General features: G+C 39.2%; 21 protein-coding genes. 1 reads left to right on the forward strand and 20 read right to left on the reverse strand.

The window, feature by feature from the left end; all coding sequences use genetic code 11:
* Positions 1–21: 21 nt before the first annotated feature.
* The 8 genes from AAFQ93_RS07260 to eno form a co-directional block, all read right to left on the reverse strand.
* A complete protein-coding gene (locus AAFQ93_RS07260) occupies positions 22–750 on the reverse strand; it encodes a metallophosphoesterase family protein (protein WP_375555055.1) in 729 nt (242 codons plus the stop codon).
* A complete protein-coding gene (recN, locus tag AAFQ93_RS07265; RefSeq protein ID WP_375555056.1) occupies positions 751–2,418 on the reverse strand; it encodes a DNA repair protein RecN in 1,668 nt (555 codons plus the stop codon).
* 6 nt (positions 2,419–2,424) lie between these two features.
* Positions 2,425–2,856 (reverse strand): arginine repressor, encoded by a 432-nt coding sequence (locus AAFQ93_RS07270; RefSeq protein ID WP_375555057.1) that lies wholly within the window; start codon positions 2,854–2,856, stop codon positions 2,425–2,427.
* A complete protein-coding gene (locus AAFQ93_RS07275) occupies positions 2,849–3,664 on the reverse strand; it encodes a TlyA family RNA methyltransferase (protein ID WP_375555058.1) in 816 nt (271 codons plus the stop codon). The genes AAFQ93_RS07270 and AAFQ93_RS07275 overlap by 8 nt, the downstream gene beginning before the upstream one ends.
* A complete protein-coding gene (locus AAFQ93_RS07280) occupies positions 3,657–4,532 on the reverse strand; it encodes a polyprenyl synthetase family protein (RefSeq protein ID WP_375555059.1) in 876 nt (291 codons plus the stop codon). The genes AAFQ93_RS07275 and AAFQ93_RS07280 overlap by 8 nt, the downstream gene beginning before the upstream one ends.
* Positions 4,529–4,741 (reverse strand): exodeoxyribonuclease VII small subunit, encoded by a 213-nt coding sequence (locus tag AAFQ93_RS07285; protein ID WP_000043228.1) that lies wholly within the window; start codon positions 4,739–4,741, stop codon positions 4,529–4,531. The genes AAFQ93_RS07280 and AAFQ93_RS07285 overlap by 4 nt, the downstream gene beginning before the upstream one ends.
* Entirely contained in the window at positions 4,719–6,059 is a 1,341-nt protein-coding gene (gene xseA / locus AAFQ93_RS07290; RefSeq protein ID WP_375555060.1) for an exodeoxyribonuclease VII large subunit, read from the reverse strand. The genes AAFQ93_RS07285 and xseA overlap by 23 nt, the downstream gene beginning before the upstream one ends.
* Before the next feature lie 234 nt (positions 6,060–6,293).
* Entirely contained in the window at positions 6,294–7,598 is a 1,305-nt protein-coding gene (gene eno, locus AAFQ93_RS07295; protein WP_000022825.1) for a surface-displayed alpha-enolase, read from the reverse strand.
* A 164-nt stretch (positions 7,599–7,762) separates the two neighbouring features.
* On the opposite strand from eno, the gene AAFQ93_RS07300 reads away from it, so the two are divergent.
* The gene (locus tag AAFQ93_RS07300; RefSeq protein WP_045763408.1) at positions 7,763–8,209 is read left to right on the forward strand and encodes a DUF1694 domain-containing protein; all 447 of its coding nucleotides are present in this window, start codon (positions 7,763–7,765) and stop codon (positions 8,207–8,209) included.
* On the opposite strand, the gene AAFQ93_RS07305 is transcribed toward AAFQ93_RS07300, so the two are convergent.
* From AAFQ93_RS07305 to AAFQ93_RS07360, 12 genes are all read right to left on the reverse strand, one after another.
* Positions 8,206–9,321 (reverse strand): glycerate kinase, encoded by a 1,116-nt coding sequence (locus tag AAFQ93_RS07305; RefSeq protein WP_223141067.1) that lies wholly within the window; start codon positions 9,319–9,321, stop codon positions 8,206–8,208. The two genes, AAFQ93_RS07300 and AAFQ93_RS07305, sit on opposite strands and share 4 nt — an antisense overlap.
* A gap of 16 nt (positions 9,322–9,337) precedes the next feature.
* Positions 9,338–9,979, reverse strand: a complete 642-nt coding sequence (gene serB, locus AAFQ93_RS07310; RefSeq protein ID WP_223141068.1) for a phosphoserine phosphatase SerB — start codon at positions 9,977–9,979, stop codon at positions 9,338–9,340.
* 62 nt (positions 9,980–10,041) lie between these two features.
* Positions 10,042–11,475, reverse strand: coding sequence for a glycogen synthase GlgA (gene glgA / locus AAFQ93_RS07315; protein WP_375555061.1), 1,434 nt, complete (start codon positions 11,473–11,475; stop codon positions 10,042–10,044).
* On the reverse strand, positions 11,472–12,611 hold the full coding sequence (gene glgD / locus AAFQ93_RS07320) for a glucose-1-phosphate adenylyltransferase subunit GlgD (RefSeq protein ID WP_223141070.1): 1,140 nt from the start codon (positions 12,609–12,611) through the stop codon (positions 11,472–11,474). Before glgD ends, glgA begins: the two co-directional genes overlap by 4 nt.
* Positions 12,601–13,743, reverse strand: coding sequence for a glucose-1-phosphate adenylyltransferase (locus AAFQ93_RS07325; RefSeq protein ID WP_223141071.1), 1,143 nt, complete (start codon positions 13,741–13,743; stop codon positions 12,601–12,603). Before AAFQ93_RS07325 ends, glgD begins: the two co-directional genes overlap by 11 nt.
* Positions 13,733–15,661 carry a 1,4-alpha-glucan branching protein GlgB gene (glgB, locus tag AAFQ93_RS07330; RefSeq protein ID WP_223141072.1) on the reverse strand — a complete coding sequence of 643 codons (1,929 nt, stop codon included), beginning with the start codon at positions 15,659–15,661 and terminating at the stop codon, positions 13,733–13,735. The genes AAFQ93_RS07325 and glgB overlap by 11 nt, the downstream gene beginning before the upstream one ends.
* 375 nt (positions 15,662–16,036) lie before the next feature.
* On the reverse strand, positions 16,037–17,077 hold the full coding sequence (locus AAFQ93_RS07335) for a DMP19 family protein (protein ID WP_223141073.1): 1,041 nt from the start codon (positions 17,075–17,077) through the stop codon (positions 16,037–16,039).
* Between the two features lie 286 nt (positions 17,078–17,363).
* On the reverse strand, positions 17,364–19,646 hold the full coding sequence (pulA, locus tag AAFQ93_RS07340; RefSeq protein ID WP_223141074.1) for a type I pullulanase: 2,283 nt from the start codon (positions 19,644–19,646) through the stop codon (positions 17,364–17,366).
* A gap of 32 nt (positions 19,647–19,678) precedes the next feature.
* Positions 19,679–20,629 carry a diacylglycerol kinase family lipid kinase gene (locus AAFQ93_RS07345; RefSeq protein ID WP_223141075.1) on the reverse strand — a complete coding sequence of 317 codons (951 nt, stop codon included), beginning with the start codon at positions 20,627–20,629 and terminating at the stop codon, positions 19,679–19,681.
* 3 nt (positions 20,630–20,632) lie between these two features.
* A complete protein-coding gene (gene ligA / locus AAFQ93_RS07350) occupies positions 20,633–22,591 on the reverse strand; it encodes an NAD-dependent DNA ligase LigA (RefSeq protein ID WP_223141076.1) in 1,959 nt (652 codons plus the stop codon).
* Between the two features lie 93 nt (positions 22,592–22,684).
* Positions 22,685–23,944, reverse strand: coding sequence for a nucleobase:cation symporter-2 family protein (locus AAFQ93_RS07355; protein WP_223141077.1), 1,260 nt, complete (start codon positions 23,942–23,944; stop codon positions 22,685–22,687).
* A complete protein-coding gene (locus AAFQ93_RS07360) occupies positions 23,944–24,525 on the reverse strand; it encodes a xanthine phosphoribosyltransferase (RefSeq protein ID WP_223141078.1) in 582 nt (193 codons plus the stop codon). Before AAFQ93_RS07360 ends, AAFQ93_RS07355 begins: the two co-directional genes overlap by 1 nt.
* Positions 24,526–24,540 lie beyond the last annotated feature (15 nt).

The raw sequence follows: 24,540 nt of genomic DNA on the forward strand, positions 1-24,540 counted from the left end.
GACCATACCCTGTTAGGAGTACTAATCTTCAGCAACAAAGCCATCATTCTCGATGAAATAGTGCTCAATCATACCTTGGTCGGTAAAGACAATCCCATGAAGGACACCGCCGTAAACAGCTCCTCCATCCATTCCAATCTTACCGTCTTCTGTCATCCAAAGTTCAGATGTACCAGGTTTTTGATCCAACAAACCATAGACTGGTGTATGTCCAAAGACAATGGTTTTTCCAGTATGATTGGCTGCTTCGTGGAATGGTTTTCTGAGCCATACCTTCTTATAGTCAGTAGTATCGTGCCAATCATCCAAAGTCAAATCAATACCGGCATGAACGAAGATATACTTTTCCGTTTCAATGACAAAAGGCATCTGACGGATAAACTCCACTAAGTCTGCTGCTTCAGTCTCGACACGCTTCGCATCTGCTACACCATCTACTGGTGCATCCAATGGGCGACCTAGAATAGAATTAATAGTTGTATCTCCACCATTACGACGATAGTGGTCATAGCTTTCTTCAGGATTATCCAACCAAGTTAAAAACATATACTCATGGTTCCCTGATAAGCAGATAGCTCCTTGGTTATCTACCAAATCCTTGACCATTTCAAGAACACGACGGCTATCTTCTCCTCTATCAATCAAATCTCCAAGAAAGAGTAATTGAGTCTTACCATCCCATGTTTTAAGTAAGTCTTCTAACATTCCAGCTTTTCCGTGGACATCACCAATTACATAATAGTCTGTCATTTATTTCTCCTTACTTTGTAATAATTCTCTCGCTTGAGTCAATGCTGCTTCTGTCACATTCTCTCCAGCCAACATCTTAGCAACTTCTTCAATCCTTTCTTCAACTGTTAACAAGCGAACTGTTGAAACGGTTGAATGTTCATTGCTAATCTTTTCGATGAAGAACTGATAATCTGCAATCGCAATAACTTGAGGAAGGTGAGAAATAGCTAATACTTGACCATGCTGCCCAATTTTATGAATCTTTTGTGCAATAGCTTGAGCTACACGCCCTGAGACTCCCGTATCCACCTCATCAAAGACGATACTGGTCTTGCCTTCCTTACGAGAAAAAGCAGACTTGATAGCTAACATCAAACGAGACAACTCTCCACCAGATGCCACCTTTACTAATGGTTTAAAATCTTCTCCAGGGTTGGTTGAAATGTAAAATTCAACACTCTCATTACCTTCACGACTGAATTTTCCTTGACTAAAACGAACTTGAAATTCAGCTTTTTCCATGTATAGGTCTTGCAATTCTTGCTTGATTTCAGCTTCTAAGTCCTTCGCTATTTTATGGCGAGCTTGAGCAACTTGACCTGCTAAATCCACAAGTTTTTTTTCAAGCTTCTTGAGTTCGATTTCCATATCTTCAGAAGATAAATTATTTCCTGTTAGAAGATTGTATTCGTCTGTAATCTTGGCAAAGTATTCAAGGACATCATCTACACTACCACCATACTTACGGGTAATGGTGTGAATTAAATCTAGTCTGCTTTCAACCTGCATCAAACGATTACCATCAAAATCTAAATCATCAATAATGGATTCCAAGCGCTTGGTGATATCTTCTAGAACATAATAGGATTCAGAAAGGGAGTTTGAAATCTCACGATACTCTGGATCAAACTCTTCAAGACTTTCCATATCATTCATGGCCGAACGAACATTTGCTAGGCTTGAAAATTCTTCATTATCGAGCATACTATAAGCATTTGTTAAAGTATCGGCGATATGTTTATGGTTAAGAAGTTTTTCTCTTTCTTGATTGAGAGTAACATCTTCACCAGCTTTCAAATTAGCCGCTTCAATCTCAGCCATCTGAAATTCCAACATCTCAATTCGCGCCTTGTGCTCTTGCTGATTTTTTTTGATGTCAAGCACTTGCTTACGCATACAGCGATAGTTATCAAAGCTCATCTGATAGGCTTCTTTTAATTCAAAGAAAGAGGCATCCCCAAACTCATCCAACATCTGGATATGTCGATGTGGGCGCATTAACTCCTCTTGGTCATGTTGACCATGGATATCAACTAGCTGTTGACCAATCGTCCTTAATACTGAAAGATTAACCATCTGTCCATTTACACGACTGATGCTCCGACCGTTTTGTAAAATTTCGCGACGAATAATGATTTCATCACTCAATTCTAATCCTTGTTCATCAAAAATTTCTTCTAGCGCGCGGTTACTTTCAATTAAAAAAAGACCTTCAATTTCCGCTTTTGGAGCCCCATGACGAATAACTTCTGTTGTAGCTCGAGCTCCTAACATCATATTCATAGCGTCAATAATGATTGATTTACCCGCACCTGTTTCACCAGTTAAAACTGTCATCCCTTGTTCAAAGTTCAAAGAAATTGATTCGATGATAGCAAAATTTTTAATCGAAATTTCCAGTAACATATAATCCTACCAATTTTTAACTTGCTCAAAAATATCCTTGGCTGTTTCTTCACTTCTCAATACCATCAAGATGGAATTATCATCAGCAATACAGCTAAAAACTTGGTCAGAAAAAACAGTCATCAACTGACTCTTGACGAAAATAGTATTTCCTGGAATGACTTGCAAATTGATCATATGCCCCATGCGTTCAGCATGAATAATATTATTTTCTGCCAACTGCAAGCTTCTAACGATTGATTTTGGTAATTCATAAATGTAAGTATTGTCTTTCAATGGAATTTTTACAATACCTAATTCTTTAATATCTCGGGAGACTGTTGCTTGAGTAGCAGAGATACCCGCTTCTCTCAAGTGTTCAACGATTTCTTCCTGTGTTCCGATTTGATAATCTGTAACAAATCTTCTTATCTTCTCAAGTCTCTCTTTTTTATTCATCTTTAAATTCTCTATGTGCTTTCTCTACAACTTTTTCTATTTCAGTAACAACCTGATTGCTTGCGTGATCTTCTTTTCGCAAATAGGCTAAAAACTCGATATTCCCATGACCACCTTGAATAGGAGAATAGTCCAATCCTAAGACTGAAAATCCTTCATCAACTGCCATTTTAGTAACTGCTTCTAAAACATTTTGGTGAACCTTGGCATCTCTGATAATTCCATTTTTACCAATCTGTTCTCGACCAGCCTCAAATTGAGGCTTAACTAGAGCCACAACCTGACCTTGAACGGCTAAAACACGGTGTAAGGCTGGCAAAATAAGGCCTAAGGAAATAAAACTGACATCGATACTTGCGAAACTTGGTTCCTGATTAAAGTCGCTCTTTTCAGCATAACGGAAATTAAACTGCTCCATACTGACAACACGAGGGTCTTGGCGTAATTTCCATGCCAGTTGATTAGTACCAACATCAACTGCAAAAACTTGTTTAGCACCATTTTGCAACATGACATCCGTAAAACCTCCAGTTGAAGCTCCGATATCAATGGTCGTTTGTCCCTCAACTGATAGATCAAAAATATCTAGTGCCTTCTCAAGTTTCAAGCCACCACGACTGACATACTTAAGTTTCTCGCCCTTGAGTTTCAACTCTGTATCGTCAGGAATTTTTTCTCCTGGTTTATCAAATCGTTCGCCATTTATAACAGCAACTACCAAACCAGCCATAACACCTCGTTTGGCTTGTTCTCTCGTTTCAAATAAACCTTGTTTGTAAGCTAATACATCTACTCTTTCCTTAGCCATTGATTCTCAAACTTTCTACTATTTTCACAATTGGTTCCTTATCAAAGCTCACAACTCGGCTAATCTCTTCTAGTTTCGCATTAGCTTGATCCAAGGTTTGATTGCAAAACGCTATCGCCTGATCTAATCCCAACAAAGCAGGATAGGTTGACTTTTCGGCTTGCAAATCTTTCTGAGGTGTCTTGCCGATTTCCTCAAAACTTGCTGTAACATCAAGCACATCATCTCTTACTTGGAAAGCCAGGCCAATCAACTCGCCAACTGTTTTAAGCTGCTTCTGAAGATTTTCATCCAATCCAGCAATGATACCAGCCGCTTGGAAAGGAAAAGCCAAGAGTCTGCCCGTTTTATTAGCATGGATAGTCTGAAGTTCTTCTAGGCTTAACTGTTGCCCCTCGCCTTCCATATCCAAAACTTGTCCAGCCACCATTCCCATACTTCCAGAAGCAAGTGATAAATTAGCTATTAAATCAACCTTTGTTTGACTCGGCAAATCAGCTTGAGCAATTAAAGCATAGGGATCCAAAAAAAGCGCATCCCCTGCTAAAATAGCTAGAGCTTCACCATACACCTTATGGTTGGTCAAACGCCCCCGACGAAAATCATCATTATCCATAGCAGGAAGATCATCATGGATCAAACTTCCTGTATGAATCATTTCTAGTGCCGCTGCAACTTGAGCATGTTCCTGAGTGATAGGCACTTGTAAGGAGCCCAAAACTTCTAAAAGCAAATATGGACGAATCCGTTTACCACCAGCATGGACGGAATAGAGAATAGATTCTCTTAAACTGGACGCAAATTGTTGGTCCCCATAAAAGTCTTCAAGAGCTGACTCGACCAAAGCTAGTTTTTCCTGCTTGTTCATACCAGTTCACTTTCTGTTCCATCTTCTTGCATAACCTTGACCAAGGTCTTTTCAGCCTTATCAAGTGTTGCCTGCAATTCTTTGGATAAGAGCATTCCTTTTTGAAAAGCGGAAATAGCATCTTCCAAAGCAATTTCACCATTTTCTAAGCTTTGAACAATAGTCTCAAGCTCTGCTAGATTTTCCTCAAATTTCTTTTGTTTTGACATCTCTTACCTCTAATTCTACTTGACCGTCCCGCATCAACAGTGATACTTGGTCATTTTCTTTCAAATCTTTCGCAGAAGCCACTACAACTTCTCCTTTTTTGACAATTGCATAACCTCTGGCTACAATTCGACTAGTATCTAGCATAAGGAGAGCTTCTGATAGGCGTTTTACTTCTGCTACTTTTGCATCATAGGTCACAGCCATCTGGCTTCGCAGCAGTTTCTTTAATTGCTGGATATGATCCTGATAACGCTGGATTTTAATAATTGGTGATAATTGTTCCAAACGGTGGATTTGTTCTTGAACCTTTTGTTGATTTCGAACCAATTCAGCATTCAGTCCTTGCTTCAGTCGCAGCTGTAATTGATCCAAGCGTTGTAGATAACCGTCATATAAACGCTCTGGTTGTCTGAAGATGACCGATTGACTTAGGATTCTCAAAGCTTCTTGTTTCTTTGACAAACTATGCTTAACCGCTGTAGTCATGCGTTTTTCTTGATTCTGAAGATAGGTCAAAAGATCTAACTTAGTTACTGGTGTAGCGAGTTCAGCAGCAGCTGTCGGCGTTGCCGCTCTCTTATCAGCAACAAAATCAGCCAAGGTGACATCTGTTTCATGACCTACACTCGAAATAATCGGTAAACGAGATTCAAAAATTGCTCGAACTACAATTTCTTCGTTAAAGGCCCAAAGATCTTCAATGGAACCTCCCCCACGGCCGATAATCAGAACATCTAAGTCATCGCGTTCATTGGCTCGAGTTATATTACGAGCAATTTCCTCTGCAGCACCCTCACCTTGAACTTTAGTAGGATATAAGACAATTTCTACACCAGGGAAGCGTCTGCTGACTGTCGTAATAATATCCTGAATGACAGCTCCGCTACGGCTGGTCACCACACCTATTTTTTTTGAAAATTGTGGTAAAGATTGTTTAAATCGCTCTTGAAACAAACCTTCTTCTGCCAGTTTCTTCTTAAGTTGTTCAAATTGGATAGCCAAGGCACCAACACCATCTGGTTCAGCTTTTTCAATGATAATCGAATAACTTCCACTTGGCTCATAGACTTGGACACGACCAACCACATTGATCTTCATCCCTTCTTCCAAATCAAAACCTAGTTTCTGATAAATACCTGACCAAATGGTTGCCTGAATAACTGCACGATCATCCTTAAGAGAAAAATACTGATGCGTTGGACGCTTGCGGAAGTTAGAGACTTGACCAGTTAAATAGACCCGTTCCAAGTAGGGGTCTTTATCGAATTTCATTTTTAAATACTTGGTCAAAGTTGCAACCGATAAATACTTTTCCATCTCTACCTCCTTCTTTTCTCTAGTTTTTCCTGGGTATTATTATACCAAAAATATGCTTAAAAATCTTTATTTCCCACTTAGAATGGCAAAAATACAGTTTGTTTCTACAAAAATTTTGCCCCTCGAACAGAAAAAAAGCCCTTCGGATAAAATCCGAGGGGCTTGAATCTTGTTTAATCAAGAGCCGAACTTTTGAGTTTCAAGGTTCGGGATAAAATAGTTCACCGAACTATTTTATTTTTTAAGGTTGTAGAATGATTTCAATCCACGGTATTCAGCTACTTCACCAAGTTGATCTTCGATACGAAGCAATTGGTTGTATTTAGCGATACGGTCTGTACGTGAAAGTGAACCAGTCTTGATTTGTCCTGCGTTAGTTGCAACTGCGATGTCAGCGATTGTTGAATCTTCAGTTTCACCTGAACGGTGTGATACAACGGCAGTGTAACCAGCTTCTTTAGCCATTTCGATAGCGTCGAATGTTTCAGTAAGAGTACCGATTTGGTTAACTTTGATAAGGATTGAGTTAGCAGCGCCTTCAGCGATACCTCTTTCAAGGTAAGCAGTGTTTGTTACGAAGAAGTCGTCACCAACCAATTGAACTTTACCACCAAGACGTTCAGTAAGAGCTTTCCATCCATCCCAGTCGTTTTCGTCCATACCATCTTCGATAGTGATGATTGGGTATTTGTTTACCAATTCTTCAAGGTAGTCGATTTGTTCTGCAGAAGTACGAACAGCAGCTCCTTCACCTTCGAATTTAGTGTAGTCGTAAACTTTACGTTCTTTATCGTAGAATTCTGATGATGCACAGTCAAATCCGATAAATACGTCTTTACCTGGAACATAACCAGCAGCTTCGATAGCAGCAAGGATAGTTTCAACACCGTCTTCAGTTCCTTCGAATCGAGGAGCGAATCCACCTTCGTCACCTACGGCTGTTTCAAGACCACGAGATTTAAGGATTTTCTTAAGAGCGTGGAAGATTTCAGCACCCCAACGAAGAGCTTCTTTGAATGTTGGTGCACCAGCAGGTACGATCATGAATTCTTGGAAAGCGATTGGAGCATCTGAGTGAGATCCACCGTTGATGATGTTCATCATTGGAGTTGGAAGAACTTTAGTGTTGAATCCACCAAGGTAGCTGTAAAGTGGGATTTCAAGGTAGTCAGCAGCAGCACGAGCTACAGCGATAGACACACCAAGGATTGCGTTAGCACCCAATTTACCTTTGTTAGGAGTTCCGTCAAGTGCGATCATAGCACGGTCGATAGCTTGTTGGTCACGTACATCGTAGCCGATGATTGCTTCAGCGATGATGTTGTTTACGTTGTCAACAGCTTTTTGTGTACCAAGACCACCGTAACGAGATTTGTCACCATCACGAAGTTCAACTGCTTCGTGTTCACCAGTAGAAGCTCCTGATGGAACCATACCACGTCCGAAAGCACCTGATTCAGTGTAAACTTCTACTTCAAGTGTTGGGTTACCGCGTGAGTCTAGGACTTCGCGAGCGTAAACATCAGTAATAATTGACATTTTTTACTCTCCTTATTGAGTTAAATTTTTTACACCTCTATGATACCTTAAAAAGACTCCTTTTTCAAGGAAAAACGTTATCTTTGTGCAAATTTTCCTTAAGTTTATAAAGTAATCGCTTTCTTTCATCTGTTTTCTCCTTTATTTTATGATATACTATTTTTATGACTGATGTATCTAAACAAATCCTAGAAAAGGCCAATGGTGGTCTTAAACTAAATCCTGATGAACAAAGACGTTTTCTCGGAACATTTGAAGAACGTGTCCTTGGCTACGCGGACCTTGAAACAGCTGATGATGATAAATTTAAAAATGGTTTTTTAACAATTATAGAAACCTTTAAAAAAGAGACTCAACCTCTATTTGTCAAAATTTCTCCTCAGGTAGAGTTTGATAAACAAGTTTTTTATCTGAAACAATCCAAAGATGCTGACTGCCAAGCGACCATCGTTTCTGAAGATCATAACTCTTCTCCTTTTGGCCTAGTTATCCATAGCGATGCCCCTGTTCAAACAAGTGAAAAAGACCTCAGAAAGGCCTTTTCAGACTTATGGCAGGAAAAAGAGATGAAAAAAGCTCCTACTTCTCTTTGGAAAAAGTGGTTTGGTTAATTTTTCTTCCAAGCTAAAATTTGACCAATGTTTGCAGCTGTATCTTCTAAATAGATAGCTGCATTTTTTAAACTATCTTCTAATGGTTCGCTTTTCTCTAATATTGAAAAAGCAGCTATGACATTCTCAAATGGTAAAGGAGGTAAATCCTCAGCTAAACTACCACAAATAGCAATAACTGGAACACCATCTGGTGTTCTTTTTGCTACTCCAATTGGCGCCTTACCAGATAAACTTTGAGAATCTAACCTACCTTCACCAACAATAACTAGATCTGCATCTGCAACATTTTTATCAAAATTGATTATATCTAAACAGGTTTGAATACCAGATACAATCTCTGCTCCTGCAAAGGCACACAAACCAGCCGCAATACCACCACCTGCTCCAGCACCATCCAATTTTAACATTTCAGGTGCAACTTTGCGGTAAAAGTTTTCAATAGCAATATCAACATCTTGGAATTTAGCTGGTTCCAACCCTTTTTGCTTCCCAAATGTATAGGTGGCACCGCGAATTCCACAGAGTGGATTGGTAACATCTGCTAAGATTTTGATATGCACATCTGCTGGGATGGTAACGACACTTTTGTCCAAAATCTTACTAATTTCAAACAAAGACTGACCAATAGCTATAAGTTCATCTCCATTTTTGTCATAAAACTGGTAACCAAGTCCTGAGGCAATTCCAATACCACCATCGTTACTGGATGTCCCACCAACTCCTATATAGATCTCTTTCATTCCTTGTTCGATTAAATATAGGATCAGTTGAGCAATCCCCTTTGTTTGAATCTTCAGTGGATTTCGTTTTTCAATAGGAATTTTAGCAAGCCCAACTAAATCGGCCACCTCGAACAGAGCAAGTTCTCCTTTTTGAACATAAGTCATTTGAATCTCATCTCCAAAGGGGCCTGTCACTAAAGCAGTTTTTTCTACAAGACCAAGTGAATTTTTAATGGCATCTACTGTTCCTTCCCCTCCATCGCCAACAGGTAAGAGCAAACATTTCGATTCAGGTAGAGCCTTTTTAAGGCCTCGTTTAATAGCTTTAGCTACTTCACTTGCAGGGAGACTCTCCTTAAAAGAGTCAGGTGCTATAACAATTTTCATACACTCATCTTTCTAATCAAAGGAAATCTATCAGATTCAATACTTTTGTTAAATCTCTTTCTTCAATTTGAAGGGGAATTTCCTCTTTCACGATTTCTTTGGCACAGAAGCCAATGCCGATTCCAGCTCTCTTCAACATCGCTAAATCATTAGCTCCATCTCCAATAGCAATTGTTCTATCGATTGGTACCTCTAATTCATCAGCCCATCTTACTAGGGTTTCTTTTTTAACTTCTCTGCTTATAATAGGACCAACAAGATTTCCGGTTAAATGACCATCTCTGATTTCCAGTTGATTAGCAGCAAATAATGAAATCCCTAAATCTTTTGCTATTCTTTCAACCACAGGTGTAAATCCCCCCGAAACTAAACCCACTTCTATCTGATTTTTTTGCAGAGTGTTAATAAATTGCGCAGCATTTTTACTAAGGTGTAGTTCATGATAAATCTTATCAAAAGTATCTACAGATAGTCCTTGTAATAAAGAAACACGTTTTCTCAGGCTTTCTTCAAAATCTAGTTCTCCCCTCATAGCTTGGGCCGTCAGCAGAGCTACTTCATTTTCACACTCTGCTTCTTTCCCCAACAAATCAATAACTTCCTCTTCTATCAGTGTCCCATCTACATCCAGTACACAGAGTCCTTTAATTTTTTTCATATAATTGCCTTACTTTCAGAATCTCAAAAAATCGTATGAAGGTATCATACGATTTTAACTATTTAGTTTGCTAAACTGTGATACAAATCAAGATATGACTTGCAAGCTGTATCCCAAGAGAAATCACATTCCATAGCTTGAACTTGCATATTTTTCCAAACACCAGGATGGTTGTGATAAACATCCAAAGCTGTTTGCAATGCCCAGTTGAGCCAGTATGGAGTTAGGTTGTTAAAGCTAAATCCTGTACCTGTTCCTTCAATTGGGTTAAAAGCTTGAACAGTATCTCTAAGTCCACCCACCTCGTTTACTAAAGGAAGTGTTCCATATCTCATAGCCATCATTTGTGAAAGTCCACACGGTTCAAAACGACTTGGCATAAGGAACAAATCACAAGCAGCGTAGATTTCTTGAGCTAATTTCACATCGAAAGTAATATTGGCAGAAAGTTTTTCTGGGAATACTTGACTAAACCAAGAGAAAGCTTGTTCAAATCCTGGATCTCCAGTTCCCAAGAGAACAATTTGAATATCCTCTTGAAGCATACGATGCAGGCTTTCAACTACCACATCAAAGCCCTTCTGACGAGTCAAACGTGACACGATACCAATCATTGGCACATCAGGACGTACTGGAAGACCAACTCTTTCTTGAAGTTTCGCTTTATTTTGAGCTTTTCCTGACAAATCAGTTTTATTAAAATGATAGTCAAGTAAAGCATCCGTCTCTGGGTTGTACAAATCTGTATCAATACCATTAACAATACCTAAAACCTTACCAGATTCCATACGAAGAATCTGATCAATACCGCAACCAAACTCTGTAGTCATGATCTCATAAGCATAGCTCGGTGACACGGTTGATACACGATCGGCATAAAGAATACCAGCCTTCATCCAGTTAAGACAATCATTCCAACGAACTGTTCCATCAGCGTAGCGCTCAAATCCAACCCTGAACAAGTCCCAAAGCATACTCTCAGAAAATTGACCCTGAAATTCTAAGTTATGAATGGTCAAAACAGTCTTGATTCCTTGGTAAGCTTGAATCCATCTGTATTTTTCTTTTAACAAGAACGGGATCATTGCTGTATGGTAGTCATGAGCGTGGAGGACATCAGGGATAAATCCGATACGCTCCATAGCTTCAAGGGCAGCAAGTTGGAAGAAGGCAAAACGTTCACCATCATCGAAATCTCCATAAACATGTCCACGGAAGAAATAATATTGATTGTCGATGAAGTAGAAAGTAACACCGTTTAAAACAGTTTTCTTAATTCCACAAAATTGTCTGCGCCAACCAACATAGACTTCAAATTGAAGGACATCTTCAATTTGATCACCAAACTTGGCTTCAACCATGTCATAGTAGGGTAAGATAACAGCAACTTCATGCCCAGCTTTTACTAATGATTTTGGAAGTGCTCCGATAACGTCTCCCAATCCACCTGTTTTTGAAAAGGGAGCTCCCTCTGCTGCTACAAATAAAATTTTCATGAAAGGACATCCTCTGTTACTTTTTCGCCTTTTTTGATGATAACAGGGTTTTCTGCTGTACCTCGAACGACAACTCCCTCAGCTATTTCAGCACCCTTATCAACAATTGCATACTCAACTTGTGCACCTTTTCCAACGACAACGCGAGGGAAGATAAGAGATTCTTTAACCAAGCTGTCTTTATTGATACGAACATTACGCGAAATAACAGATTTAATCACTTCGCCTTCAACGATACTACCAGAAGCAAATTGAGAAGTGTTTACTTTTGAACCCGGTGCATAGTAAGTAGGCTCTTCGTTTTTAACTTTAGTGTGAATCTTTTGATTTGGCGAGAACAAAGAGTAGAATTTATGCTGATCAAGCATATCTAAATTAGCTTGGTAGTATGTTTCTACTGAATGAATATTTGCTAGGTATCCTGTGTATTCATATGCAAAAGCACCTTCTTTAGCTGCTAAATCACGAAGAACATAACGTAATTTTTCTGGATATTCTTTTTGAGCTTCTTCTTCTAAACGTTTAATCAACCATTGAGTATCTACAACAAAGATATCTGTTGACATGTTGTAGTAATCTTGATTTGATTTTTTATCAAAGAGTTTGTGAGAAACCACATGGTCAGTTTCGTCGATATCAAGGATTGCATTTACTTCTGAAATGTCCTTCTTAGGCAATTTCTTATAAACAACTGTGATTGGTGATTTTGTTGTATTATGCAAATGGAAAACTTGATTGAGATCAATATTCACCAAAACATCAGAGTTCAAGGAAACTGTTTGGTCTGAACCTGAACGTTTTAAGTAAGTTAAGAGTTGTTTATAGTACTCTTTTCCAACAGTACTGCTCTCTACACGAGTATTGTAGATTCCAAGATAGTAGTGGCTAAGAAGTGTATTCAAGCCCCATTCACGTCCTGAACGAATATGGTCAAAAACTGAGCTGATGTTATCTTGTTGGAAAATTCCAAAGATACTACGAACGCCTGCATTAGCTAAACTTGAAAGCGGGAAGTCAATCAAACGATACTTTCCTCCAAATGGTAAAGTTGCCACTGGACGGTTACTTGTCAAGGTTGACATATCATGGAAACCAACGGTATTTCCTAAAATCGCTGAATATTTATCAATCTTCATCTGTTGCTACCCCCACTACTTCGTTATATCCGACTACTTGTACTTCTTCTATACCATCAATTTCAACACCATCGGCAATAATTGCACCTTCACCGATGATTGCACGTGTAATTTTAGCTCCTCTACCGATAACTGCTCCACTCATGATGACAGAATCAACAACTTCTGCTCCCTTACGAACTTGAGCAGCTGTAGAAAGGATAGAGTGTTTTACTGTACCATTTACGTAACAGCCATCCACTACAAGAGAGTCTTCTACATGAGCATGTTCTCCAATAAAGTTTGGTGGAGCGATAAGGTTACGAGAATAAATTTTCCATTGACGGTTACGACTATCTAGAGCATTCTCTGGAGAGATGTATTCCATATTTGCTTCCCAGAGTGATTCAATAGTACCCACGTCCTTCCAGTATCCATTGAACTCATAAGCATAGACACTTTCACCTGTTTCAAGATAGTTTGGAATAACATTTTTACCGAAGTCTGACATGTCTAGGTTGGCCTTCTCAGCTGCAACTAGCATATTGCGAAGTCGTTTCCAGTCAAAGATATAAATCCCCATTGATGCCTTAGTTGATTTTGGTTCAGCTGGTTTTTCTTCAAACTCAACAATACGATTATTAGCATCTGTATTCATGATACCAAAACGGCTAGCTTCTTTTAGTGGTACATCCAAGACAGCAACTGTCAAGCTGGCATTATTATCCTTGTGTGATTGGAGCATATCATCATAGTCCATCTTGTAGATATGGTCACCTGAAAGGATCAAAACATACTCAGGATTGATGCTGTCGATATAGTCGATGTTTTGGTAAATGGCATGACTTGTACCTTCAAACCAACGGTTTCCTTCACTTGCAGAGTAGGGTTGAAGGATAGAAACTCCGGTGTCAATACCATCTAGACCCCAACTAGAACCATTACCAATGTGGCTGTTGAGAGCTAGTGGTTGATACTGTGTAATAACCCCAACATTATGGATACCAGAGTTGGCACAGTTTGAAAGAGCGAAGTCAATGATACGGTAGCGCCCACCAAATTGCACGGCAGGTTTCGCAATGCTTTGAGTGAGTTTACCGAGACGAGTTCCTTGCCCACCAGCAAGGATTAAAGCTAGCATTTCATTCTTCATTTTCTACTCCTTTTTGAGTTTTATTAGCGACTTTTTTAGTAGGTTTGATGCGACGTTTGATTTTCCAAATACTTGATCCCATAGCTGGCAATGTAAATGTCAAAGTCTGCTCATAATCCTTCCACAATCCTTCTTGAGTTTGAACTGTTTGGTTATGTTCTTTCCACACACCACCCCATTGTTCTAACTCTGTATTCCAAATTTCTTCATAAATCCCTGCAACTGGAAGACCAATTGTAAAATCAGGACGTTCAACTGGTGCCATATTGAAGACACAAACTAGCATCTCGCCTTTCTTGCCTTTTCGGATAAAGGAAAGAACACTCTGATCTCTGTTATCCGCATCAATAATTTCAATACCGTCATAGCTTGTATCAATTTCCCAAAGACAACGGTGGTCTTTATAAAGCTGATTCAACTGTGATGTAAAGTACTTCATCTTGGCATTCATCGGATCTTCTAGGTTAGACCACTCTAATTGCTCTTCGGATTTCCACTCTAGGAATTGACCAAACTCACTACCCATGAAGAGTAATTTCTTACCAGGGTGACAAATTTGATAAGTGTAGAGGTTTCTCAAACCAGCAAACTGATTGTAACGATCACCCCACATCTTATGCATCATACTTTTCTTACCATGTACAACCTCATCATGTGAGAAAGGTAGTAGATAATTTTCATTAAAGACATACATGAAGCTGAAAGTTACAAGATTAAAGTCATACTTGCGGTAAATTGGATCTTCTTCGTAGAAACGTAGGATATCATTCATCCACCCCATGTTCCACTTGTAATCAAATCCTAGCCCACCCATTTCCTTCATGCCAGTAATCTTGGTACCTGAAGAAGACTCCTCTGCAATCATCATAACATCCGGATGAGCTAGCTTAATAACATCATTCAAACGTTGTAGGAAATAATATCCCTCATAGTTGAGATTGCCACCGTCTTTATTTGGTGTCCATGGAGCATTGTCATAATCTAGATAGAGAATATTACTTACGGCATCAACACGAATACCATCTAGGTGATAGAAATCGATCCAAAACTTAATGCTAGAAATCAAGAAAGATTGGACTTCATTTTTACCAAGGTCAAAGTTGAGTGCTCCCCAACCGTAGTTGTTAGCCTTATTATGATCCTGATATTCAAAAGTCGGTGTGCCGTCGTAGTATGCCAAAGCATCATCATTGATTGTAAAGTGTCCAGGTACCCAGTCCACAATTACACCGATATTATTGATATGACATTCCTCAACGAAGTCTTGAAACTCTTCTGGACGACCATAGGCATGCTCTAAAGCGAAGTAGCCCATGAGCTGGTAGCCCCAACTCAAACCAAGTGGGTGAGACATCAAAGGCATAAACTCGATATGAGTATAGTTCATCTCAACAAGATAGGGGATGAGCTCTTCTTTGAGTTGAGCAAAGCTATAAGGTGTCCCATCAGGATTTCTCTTCCAAGATCCTGCATGCGCCTCATAGATATTGACTGGTCGTTCGAAAAATCCCCAACGTTTTCTGCGAGCTAACCAGAGACCGTCCTTCCATTTTTTCTCAGGAATTTCTGTTAAAACTGCCCCTGTTCCTGGACGAGCTTCATAGCGTACTGCCAAGGGATCAATCTTCATAAGCTGATGACCATTAGCACGAGTAATATGATATTTATAAATATGCCCCTCTTGAGCTAAAGTTGTAAAAACTTCCCAAACTCCAGATTCATTACGAACCATGGGGATTTGATTTTCAATCCAGTTAGTAAAATCACCAACTAGATGGACAGCCTGCGCATTTGGCGCCCAGACACGGAATGTATAGCCATACTCACCGTCTCTTTCTTCACGATGCGCTCCTAAATAGTGTTGAAGATGGAAATTTTCACCACTGGTAAAAGTTCTTAAAGCTTCTAATTTATCCATTTAATCCCCCTTTTAATTGAAAGCGTTTTCTTGTTTTTTATTATACTACCTTTTAAGAGAAGTTTCAAGTAAATTACTATATTTTTAAAAATTATTTTGAAAATCTGAAAATAATTCTCTGATGCGTCCTGGGAAAATCATTTTAATTTTCCGATTTATCTTCACCTCTTTTCATTTTCTTACATTTTTATATAATAGTAACAAAATGTTCGGATTTAAGCAATTTTTAGCCTGATATTTTTAAAAAATATATTGAAAATCCGTAAATATTGAGTTTATAACATTCAATTTAGATTGCAACTATTCAGAAACAAGGGATTTCTCCCAAAAAATAGAGCAGATCTTCCAATCTGCTCTTTCTTTATTTACTATTCTTTACGATTTATCTGCACTTCCATGAAAAATGAATTTCTCGGGATATTTTTTGATAAAACTTAGTTCATTCTCATTTCCATCATAATCATAGATAAAATCATCTGCTTCATCCAATTTCTCATAAAAAGCATCACCATACTCTTCTTCCATCTGTGCTAGCAGCTCTGATCTTTCTTCTCTAACAAAGGAGATAGTTCCGCCAAAGTATGCAAGGAGATTTTTGAAATTAGCAGCATGCTCCTTCATTCCAAACAGTTCGAAGCCCTTTAAAGTATCTTCCCAGACAATCCCTGTCGAATTATCAAAAAATTGATAGTGGCCTCCATTGTTTACTTCGATAAAATACCAGATAATTGCCAGAAGGTATCTTTGTTCTAAAGTAAAGATTTTTGCAGAATCGAGATAGTCTTCATAGGTGTTATAAATGTTAACAGTTTCGTATACTGGTTTAATAATATCCCATGAGTCTTTTGCCTTTTGAACGTCTTCTACCGTAATATTCTTGTATAATTTCTTATTTTGTACAATTTTCATTACTTGATTAGTTTCATTAACATCTTCAAAATAGTATTTTTGTAACAAGGGATAGTCTGTTGGCCTGTTTTCAAGAACTTGCTTTAGAGAACCTACTCTAACCAACTCAATACACCATTCAATAACTGGATTTGTTGGGGAACCAGCATTTTTGATAGCATTTTCTAATAAAGCTAGAGCCTGATTAGCTTCAGTTTCAAAGTCCTTGTTCGGATCACTAGATAAACGCCAATGGGTAAAACCATTTCGATAATACCAAATAGCATCTCTATCTTCTTCAGAAACCATCTCTAAAACTATTTTTGCCTCTTCGAATTGACTCCAATTATTACAAACTTTGGCTAGTTCACTAAGTACTTGGCCACTTAAATTTTCTAATCCAAGCTCTGAGAGGATTTCCTTTATCTTTTCGAATTGGTAGGTATGCTTAATGTCTTTGAGACACTGAAGTTTCTCCTCTTCATTTAAGGTGATGAATTTTTCCAGAGTAATTGTATTGATATCCATAGGTATCTCCCACTAAAAGTAATGAACTTTTCTAATTATGATTCAATTAGTAATGAAACTTCTGTTTTTTTCTATCTGTCTACGACTTGAAAATGAACTACTATTCTGAAAATTTTAGTTTTACTTAGGACTTCAACAGAGACTGTCTAGAATTATAGGCCGGGATCAAAAATCCCGACCTCGTATTTTTAGTAGAAATGAGCCTTTGAAACATTTTTGTTCATTCATTGGACTCTACAAAATAGCTTTGCCCTACATTTCATTGACTCCGTCTTCAATTTAAGACTTACGATAAAACATTCATAACTGCCACACTGACGTCGTCAATAACATTTTCTTGGTTAGAACGGCTATTAGTTACTAACATTTCTAGGTTTCCTGCATTTTCATAGTAATAGGAAGCCCCTTTGGCATTGAATACAACCAAGAAGTGCTCTTCAATTCCCTGAATCTCGTAGACAATCCAACCACTATTTTCAATGGCTGTGTGAACAAAGACATGACGGTAGACTTCTTCATAGGTAGGGTATGAAAAGGCACTGTTTTGTGTTTTAAGTCGGATAATCTGACGAACAAACTCGATACTATCTTGACGCTCATTGATCAAATCCCAGTTGACTTGGTTGACGCTATCAGGAGCATTGTAACTATTCATAGCTCTCTCACGATCTGCGTGAGTCAACTCGCCATTTTCTCCTGTAGCTACAAGCTTGGTACGGCCAAACTCTTGCCCCAACTCCATGAAGGCCATCCCTTGCATGAGAAGGTTCATGGCTGTCGCTGTTTCTACTTTCTTCATGATACGTTTTTCACTCTCCGTTGGATGAAGAGTTTTAAGCAAATCATGCAAATTGTAGTTATCGTGGGCTTCTACATAGTTAAGAACCTGATTGGGACTGAGATAAGAACCTAGCTCTCGGCTTCCAAGGATAGCCTTTGCGACGATCGGCTCAGTTCCAGCACCACTGACGAAACCAGATTTGATAGAGCCATAGACTTCACAGCCTTTGACCGCATCACGTTGATTATCATTAAAGAATCCAATGTTTGGCAACTGGTAGGCGTTATCTTTCTTAGCCTTATCATAAGGAGCAAGACCAGTTCCCATATCCCATCCTTCTCCATAAAGGATGATTTTAGGATCGACTTCGTCCATAGCCCAACGAATCATCTGCATAGTTTTGACATCATGAATTCCCATCAAGTCAAAGCGGAAACCGTCAATATTGAATTCTTTTACCCAGTAGAGAAGAGAATCAATCATATATTTACGGAACATTTCGTGCTCACTGGCAGTTTCGTTCCCGACTCCTGTTCCATTTTGATAGGTTCCGTCATGGTTCATTCGATAATAATAATCGGGAACCGTTGTTTGAAATGGCGCATCCACCGTTGAGAAGGTATGATTGTAAACAACATCCATAATAACACCGATACCAGCATCGTGATAAGCTTGGACCATGGCTTTCAAATCCCGGATAGCTTGACCTGGATCGTTTGGGTTTGTAGACATGCTAGTTTCTGGAGCATTGTAGTTTTGTGGATCATATCCCCAGTTATAAGTTACATTTCCATCAGCGTCGTATTCTTTATGACGGTCAGCAATTGGTTGCAGCTGAACATAGTTGACACCAAGTTCTTTAATGTAATCAAATGCAGTCGACTGACCATACTGGTTAACTGTTCCAGTTTGCGCTGCACCTAAGAAGGTTCCTCTTAATTCTGGCGCAACACCAGATGTTTCAGACTTAGTCAAATCACGGATATGCATTTCACAAATGACTGCTTGGCAAGGATTTTCCAAACGCCAAGTTGCTTCTGTACCATGCTTAACCTCAAAACCTTCGACCTGACGATCTTGATTTGAGACAATGGCTGAACGTTTTCCATCAGGACTTGTCGCTATTGTATATGAATCACGAGTTAATGACTGGTGATGAGGAAAGTCAATTTGGTAGTGGTAAGCACGACCTGCTAAGTTTTCTGGAACTGTTAAACTCCAAACACCAATGGTATTATACTTGTGGCTATAAGAATAACTATTTCCTCGCTCCATTTCAAAGGTTTTAAGGATAGGAGCGTCATTGCTCGCTGATTCATAGACTACTACTTGGACAGAAGTAGCTGTTGGTGCCCATAGGCTAAAACTTGTTTCATTTTCAGAAACTTGACATCCCAACTCTCCTTGATAACCCCAGTGGTGGTCGAAACTCGCACTATTGATTGCCTTGTCAAAGGCAAAAGGATTTTGGTCCTTATAGTGGGAACTGGCAATAGCTGGATTTTCAGAATAATAAACTGTATCGTCTCCATCCAAAATCCAAACCTCTGTCAAAAGTGGATAGTAATTGAAGCGAATAGGATATTCTTTGCTGATACCGTCTTTTTCAACACTAAAAGTCATGGTCTCAAGGGCTACTTCACTCGATTGAGTCAGTGAAAATTTGGCACCAAAATATTCTTCTTCTTTGATAAGCTCTACTGAATCTACTGTTTTTTTACTGAAACTACAAGCCTCGTAGGCTTCATCCTTGCGATGGTAATGAATAAGTACAGGATAATTGTACATAGTTCTCCCTAATTTCTAAATTAAATTTGATTTTATATGTTACTAATAATTTCTTGATCAATCGCCTCACGATTCACAAAAAACTCAATGTGATTATGGCATACTTCCAAATCTACTGGTGTGTCGCCACCGTATTCTCCATCAAGGTTGAGCATAAATGGCTCTTCCTGATCCAAAGTTTCAATTCGGAGTTTACTAGTTTTCAGATATTCAACATTGACATCTGACACATGTTGGCCTCCGTTCATGGCCTGAACTAGCAGACTCAACATATCTAGTATTTTATCCGTCTTTACTAGAATAAGCGTGAAATTGCCATCATCCAGTTTGGTATCAGGTGCAAATTGCTCAAATCCACCAATAGAATTGGTCAAGGCAACAAAGACAAGAGAAACTTCTCCTGTAAAAATTCCCCAATCATGGTAAATACGAACAGGACGGGATTTGGATTTTGGGAACATCTCGATGCCTTTAGCAACATAGGCCAGATAACCCAGACGCGTCTTCAGTTCACTCGGAACACTAAAGGTTAGCTCTGTAAGAGCTCCTGCCGCAGCAATATTGATGAAATACTTATCGCCAAAGGCACGACCAATATCAATTTTCTTGGTTTCATTTTTAGCAATGATCTTCGCTGCAGCAACTGGATCCCCCATAGGGATTTTCAATGCTCTTGCATAGTCATTGGTAGTCCCAGTCGGAATGATGGCTATCTTTGGCCGATGTTCCAGAGGTGCAATTCCATTAACCACTTCATTGATAGTGCCATCACCACCAGCTACTAAAACCAAATCAAAGCCAGCTTTTGCAGCTCTTTCTGCTTCTTTCTGGGCTGACAGGTGTTCAGGTTTGGTCTGGAAAGCACTGGTTTCATAGCCTATGCTCTCTAACACTTCTAGGACTTCTGCGATATTTTGCTTGATCATTTCCTGGCCTGATGTCGGATTATAAATGAGACGTGCGCGTTTTTTTTCTTCTTTCATAGCTTACAAACTCTCAAGCCAAGCTTCATCACGAATCTCTATTCCCAGTTCTTGTGCTTTTTGGAGCTTGCTTCCTGCATCTGCTCCTGCTACAACAAGGTCTGTTTTTTTCGACACACTACCAGTAACCTTGGCTCCTAGACTTTCTAATTTATTTTTAGCTTCTGAGCGATTAAGACGCTCTAGCTTTCCTGTCAATACGACAGTTAGACCAGACAAGGATGCATTTGCTGCAACTGTCTGTCCTTTGTAGTCTAGATTAACACCTGATTCTTTCAATTCCCTTAAAAGGATTTCAGAACCCTCTGTAGCAAAATAGGTCTGTAGGCTTTGAGCAATGACTCTCCCCAAACTTTCAATATTTGCAATTTCTTCAGGATTGGCTTGTGCTAGCGATTCGATTGAGTGGAAGTTTTGTAAAAGCAACTGACTTGCCTTACTTCCTACATGACGAATCCCCAAACCAAACAAGAGTTTTTCAGCAGAATTTTCTTTGGATGCTTGAATAGCCTGGTAGAGCTTTTGAGCAGATTTTTCCTTGATACCATCCAGCAAGAGCAAATCTTCAACAGTCAAACGATAAATATCTGCAACATCCTTAACCAAATCGGCAGCAAATAGTTTCTCAACGATCGATGGACCAAGGCCAGAAATATTCATAGCATCACGCGATGCGAAGTGCGTCAAGCCTTCCTTGATTTGAGCAGGGCATCGCGGATTGATACAACGAAGGGCAACCTCATCTTCAAAATGCAAAAGCTTACTGTCACAACTTGGACAGTTTGTTGGAATATCTAGTCTTTCTTCTGACACTCGCTTGGATTCTACCACTCGTAGAACAGCTGGAATGATATCCCCTGCCTTATAGACAATGACTGTGTCATCCTTACGGATATCCTTTTCAGCGATATAGTCGACATTATGAAGAGTTGCACGACTTACAGTTGTACCTGCAAGTTGCACTGGAGTAAGATTAGCAGTCGGAGTCACAACTCCTGTACGCCCTACTGTCCAGTCAACAGAAAGAAGTTTCGCTTCTTTTTCTTCTGCTGGGAATTTATATGCTACTGCCCATTTAGGTGCTTTGACTGTAAATCCTAGTTGCTCCTGACCAGCTAGATCATTGACCTTAATCACAACTCCATCGATATCATAAGGCAACTGATCTCTTTCTTGACCAATTTCTTGAATAAACGCCCAAACCTCATCCATACTATGAGCTAATAGACGTCTTTGATTAACCACAAAGCCTAATTGTTCTAAATGTTTCAAAACCTTCTCTTGACTATCCCGAGTTGAAGGACTAGCTTCCTGATAAAGGAAGGTTGCAAGATTACGTTTGGATACTACTGCTGTATCTAACTGACGAAGTGTTCCTGCAGCCGCATTTCTTGGGTTGGCAAATTCTGGCTCCCCATTTTCTTGACGAGATTGATTGACCTGGTCAAAAGAAGATCTCGGCATATAACATTCACCACGAACAGTAATATCTAATTTTTCTGGTAATGATAAAGGAATGTCTTTCACTCGTTTAAGATTTTCAGTGATGTTTTCACCGATGGAGCCATCACCGCGAGTTGCCCCAGTAACAAAAATTCCCTGCTCATAAGTCAAGGAAATCGATAAACCATCAATCTTCAACTCACAAATATAAGTGACATCATCCAATTCTTTACGAACACGCGCATCAAAGGCGTCGAGTTCTTCACGTGAAAAAGCATCCTGCAAACTATAAAGAGGATACTGATGACTATATTTCTCAAACCCATCAAGAATCTTTCCACCAACACGATGTGTCGGACTTTCTGGTAAAACTTGGTCAGGATGAGCTTTTTCTAACTCTACCAATTCACGATAAAGACGGTCATACTCACTATCAGATACAGATGGATTATCACTTGTATAATACTCTGTCGCATAGCGATTAAGCAGTTCAACGAGCTCTTTCATTCTTTCATTCATAGAACCATTTTACCATAAAAAGGGCTCTATAAACAATACTCAAGCTCTAAAAAAGAAAATGAGAAGGATATTTCTATCGCTTCTCATTTATTTTTATTTTTTACGATTCAAAATAGCATTCAAGACGATGGCTACTGTACTTGCAATAACAATACCATTTGAGAAGAACATTTGTAATTCAGTCGGTAAAGTATTGAAGAGATTGCTTCCGTTCAATCCAACCCCAGCAGAAATAGACACTGCTGCAATGAGGAAGTTGTGTTCATTGTGTTCGAAGTCTACACGCGCCAAGATTTGCATCCCTTGGAGAGACACGAAACCGAACATGACGAGCATAGCTCCACCTAGAACAGGACTAGGAATAATCTGTGCCAAGGCACCGAACTTAGGCAAAAGACCGAGCAAGATAAGGAAACCAGCTGCGTAGTAGATTGGTAAACGAGTACGAATACCTGAAAGTTTCACCAAACCTACGTTTTGTGAAAATCCTGTATAAGGGAAGGTATTGAAAAGTCCACCAAGTAAGACAGCAAGACCTTCAGCGCGATAACCATTACGAAGACGAGTGCTATCGATTGGATCTTTAGTAATATCAGAAAGGGCAAGATACACACCAGTTGATTCTACCATAGATACAGTAGCGATGATACACATCATTACAATAGAAGAAATCTCAAATTGTGGAGCACCGAAGTAGAATGGAGTTGGGATATGAACGAGTGGAGCCTCTGCTACTGGAGAGAAATCAACCAAGCCCATAGTCGCTGCAATAATCGTACCGGCAATCAAACCGATCAAAATGGAAATAGATTTGATAAATCCTTTTGTAAGAATATTTACCAAAAGAATAATGAGAACTGTAATCATTGCCAAGGCTAAACTTTGTCCAGTAGGTTTTTCAACATTATTTCCCATATTTCCGATGGCAACTGGAATCAAGGTCAATCCGATTGTTGTAATGACAGAACCCGTTACGATTGAAGGGAACAGATTGGCAACCTTAGAGAAGATACCTGAAATCAGGATAACATAAATCCCTGAAGCAATCAAAGCTCCAAACATAGCACCACTACCATGACTCTGACCGATCATGATAAGAGGAGCAACAGACTGGAAGGCTACCCCAAGAACAATAGGCAAACCAACACCAAAATGTTTATTGAGTTGCAATTGTAAAAGAGTTGCAACCCCACACATAAAGATATCTGTTGAAATAAGGTAGGTCAACTGTTGAGCTGAATACCCTAAAGCACTTGCAATCATGATTGGTACCAGGATTGAACCTGAGTACATGGCTAGCAAGTGTTGCAAACCAAGAACGGCTGCCTGTGAGTGGTTTTCCTGTTGTTTCATTAGATATCTGCCTCCTTAAAGATAACTTTTCCATTTTCAAAACGCTCTAATCGCGCGAGTGATACTACTTGATGACCTGATTTTTCTAACAGTTCACGACCATCTTGGAAGGATTTTTCAATCACAATTCCGATAGCTTCGACGCTAGCACCAGCCTGTTCAATAATCTGAATCAAACCTTTAGCTGCTTGACCATTAGCCAAGAAATCATCAATAATTAATACTTTATCTTGAGGAGATAAGAACTTACCTGCAATAGATACGGTACTAGTTACTTGTTTAGTGAAAGAATAAACTTCAGCAGTCAAAATTCCTTCATTCATAGTAATATTTTTTGCCTTCTTAGCAAAAATCATGGGTACATCTAACTGTTCAGCCACATAAAGGGCTGGGGCAATTCCAGATGCCTCAATGGTTACGACTTTGGTAATACCAGCATTTTTAAAATGCTCTGCAAAAGTACGACCAACCTCGCGCATCAAGGAATAATCAACTTGGTGGGTTAAGAAGGAATCCACCTTAAGAATATTCTCACCAAGAACGTTTCCGTCCTTTAAAATTCGTTCTTCTAATAATTTCACAATATCCTCCGAAAT

The organism is Streptococcus nidrosiense (genome assembly GCF_042140045.1).
GTDB classification, from domain to species: domain Bacteria; phylum Bacillota; class Bacilli; order Lactobacillales; family Streptococcaceae; genus Streptococcus; species Streptococcus nidrosiense.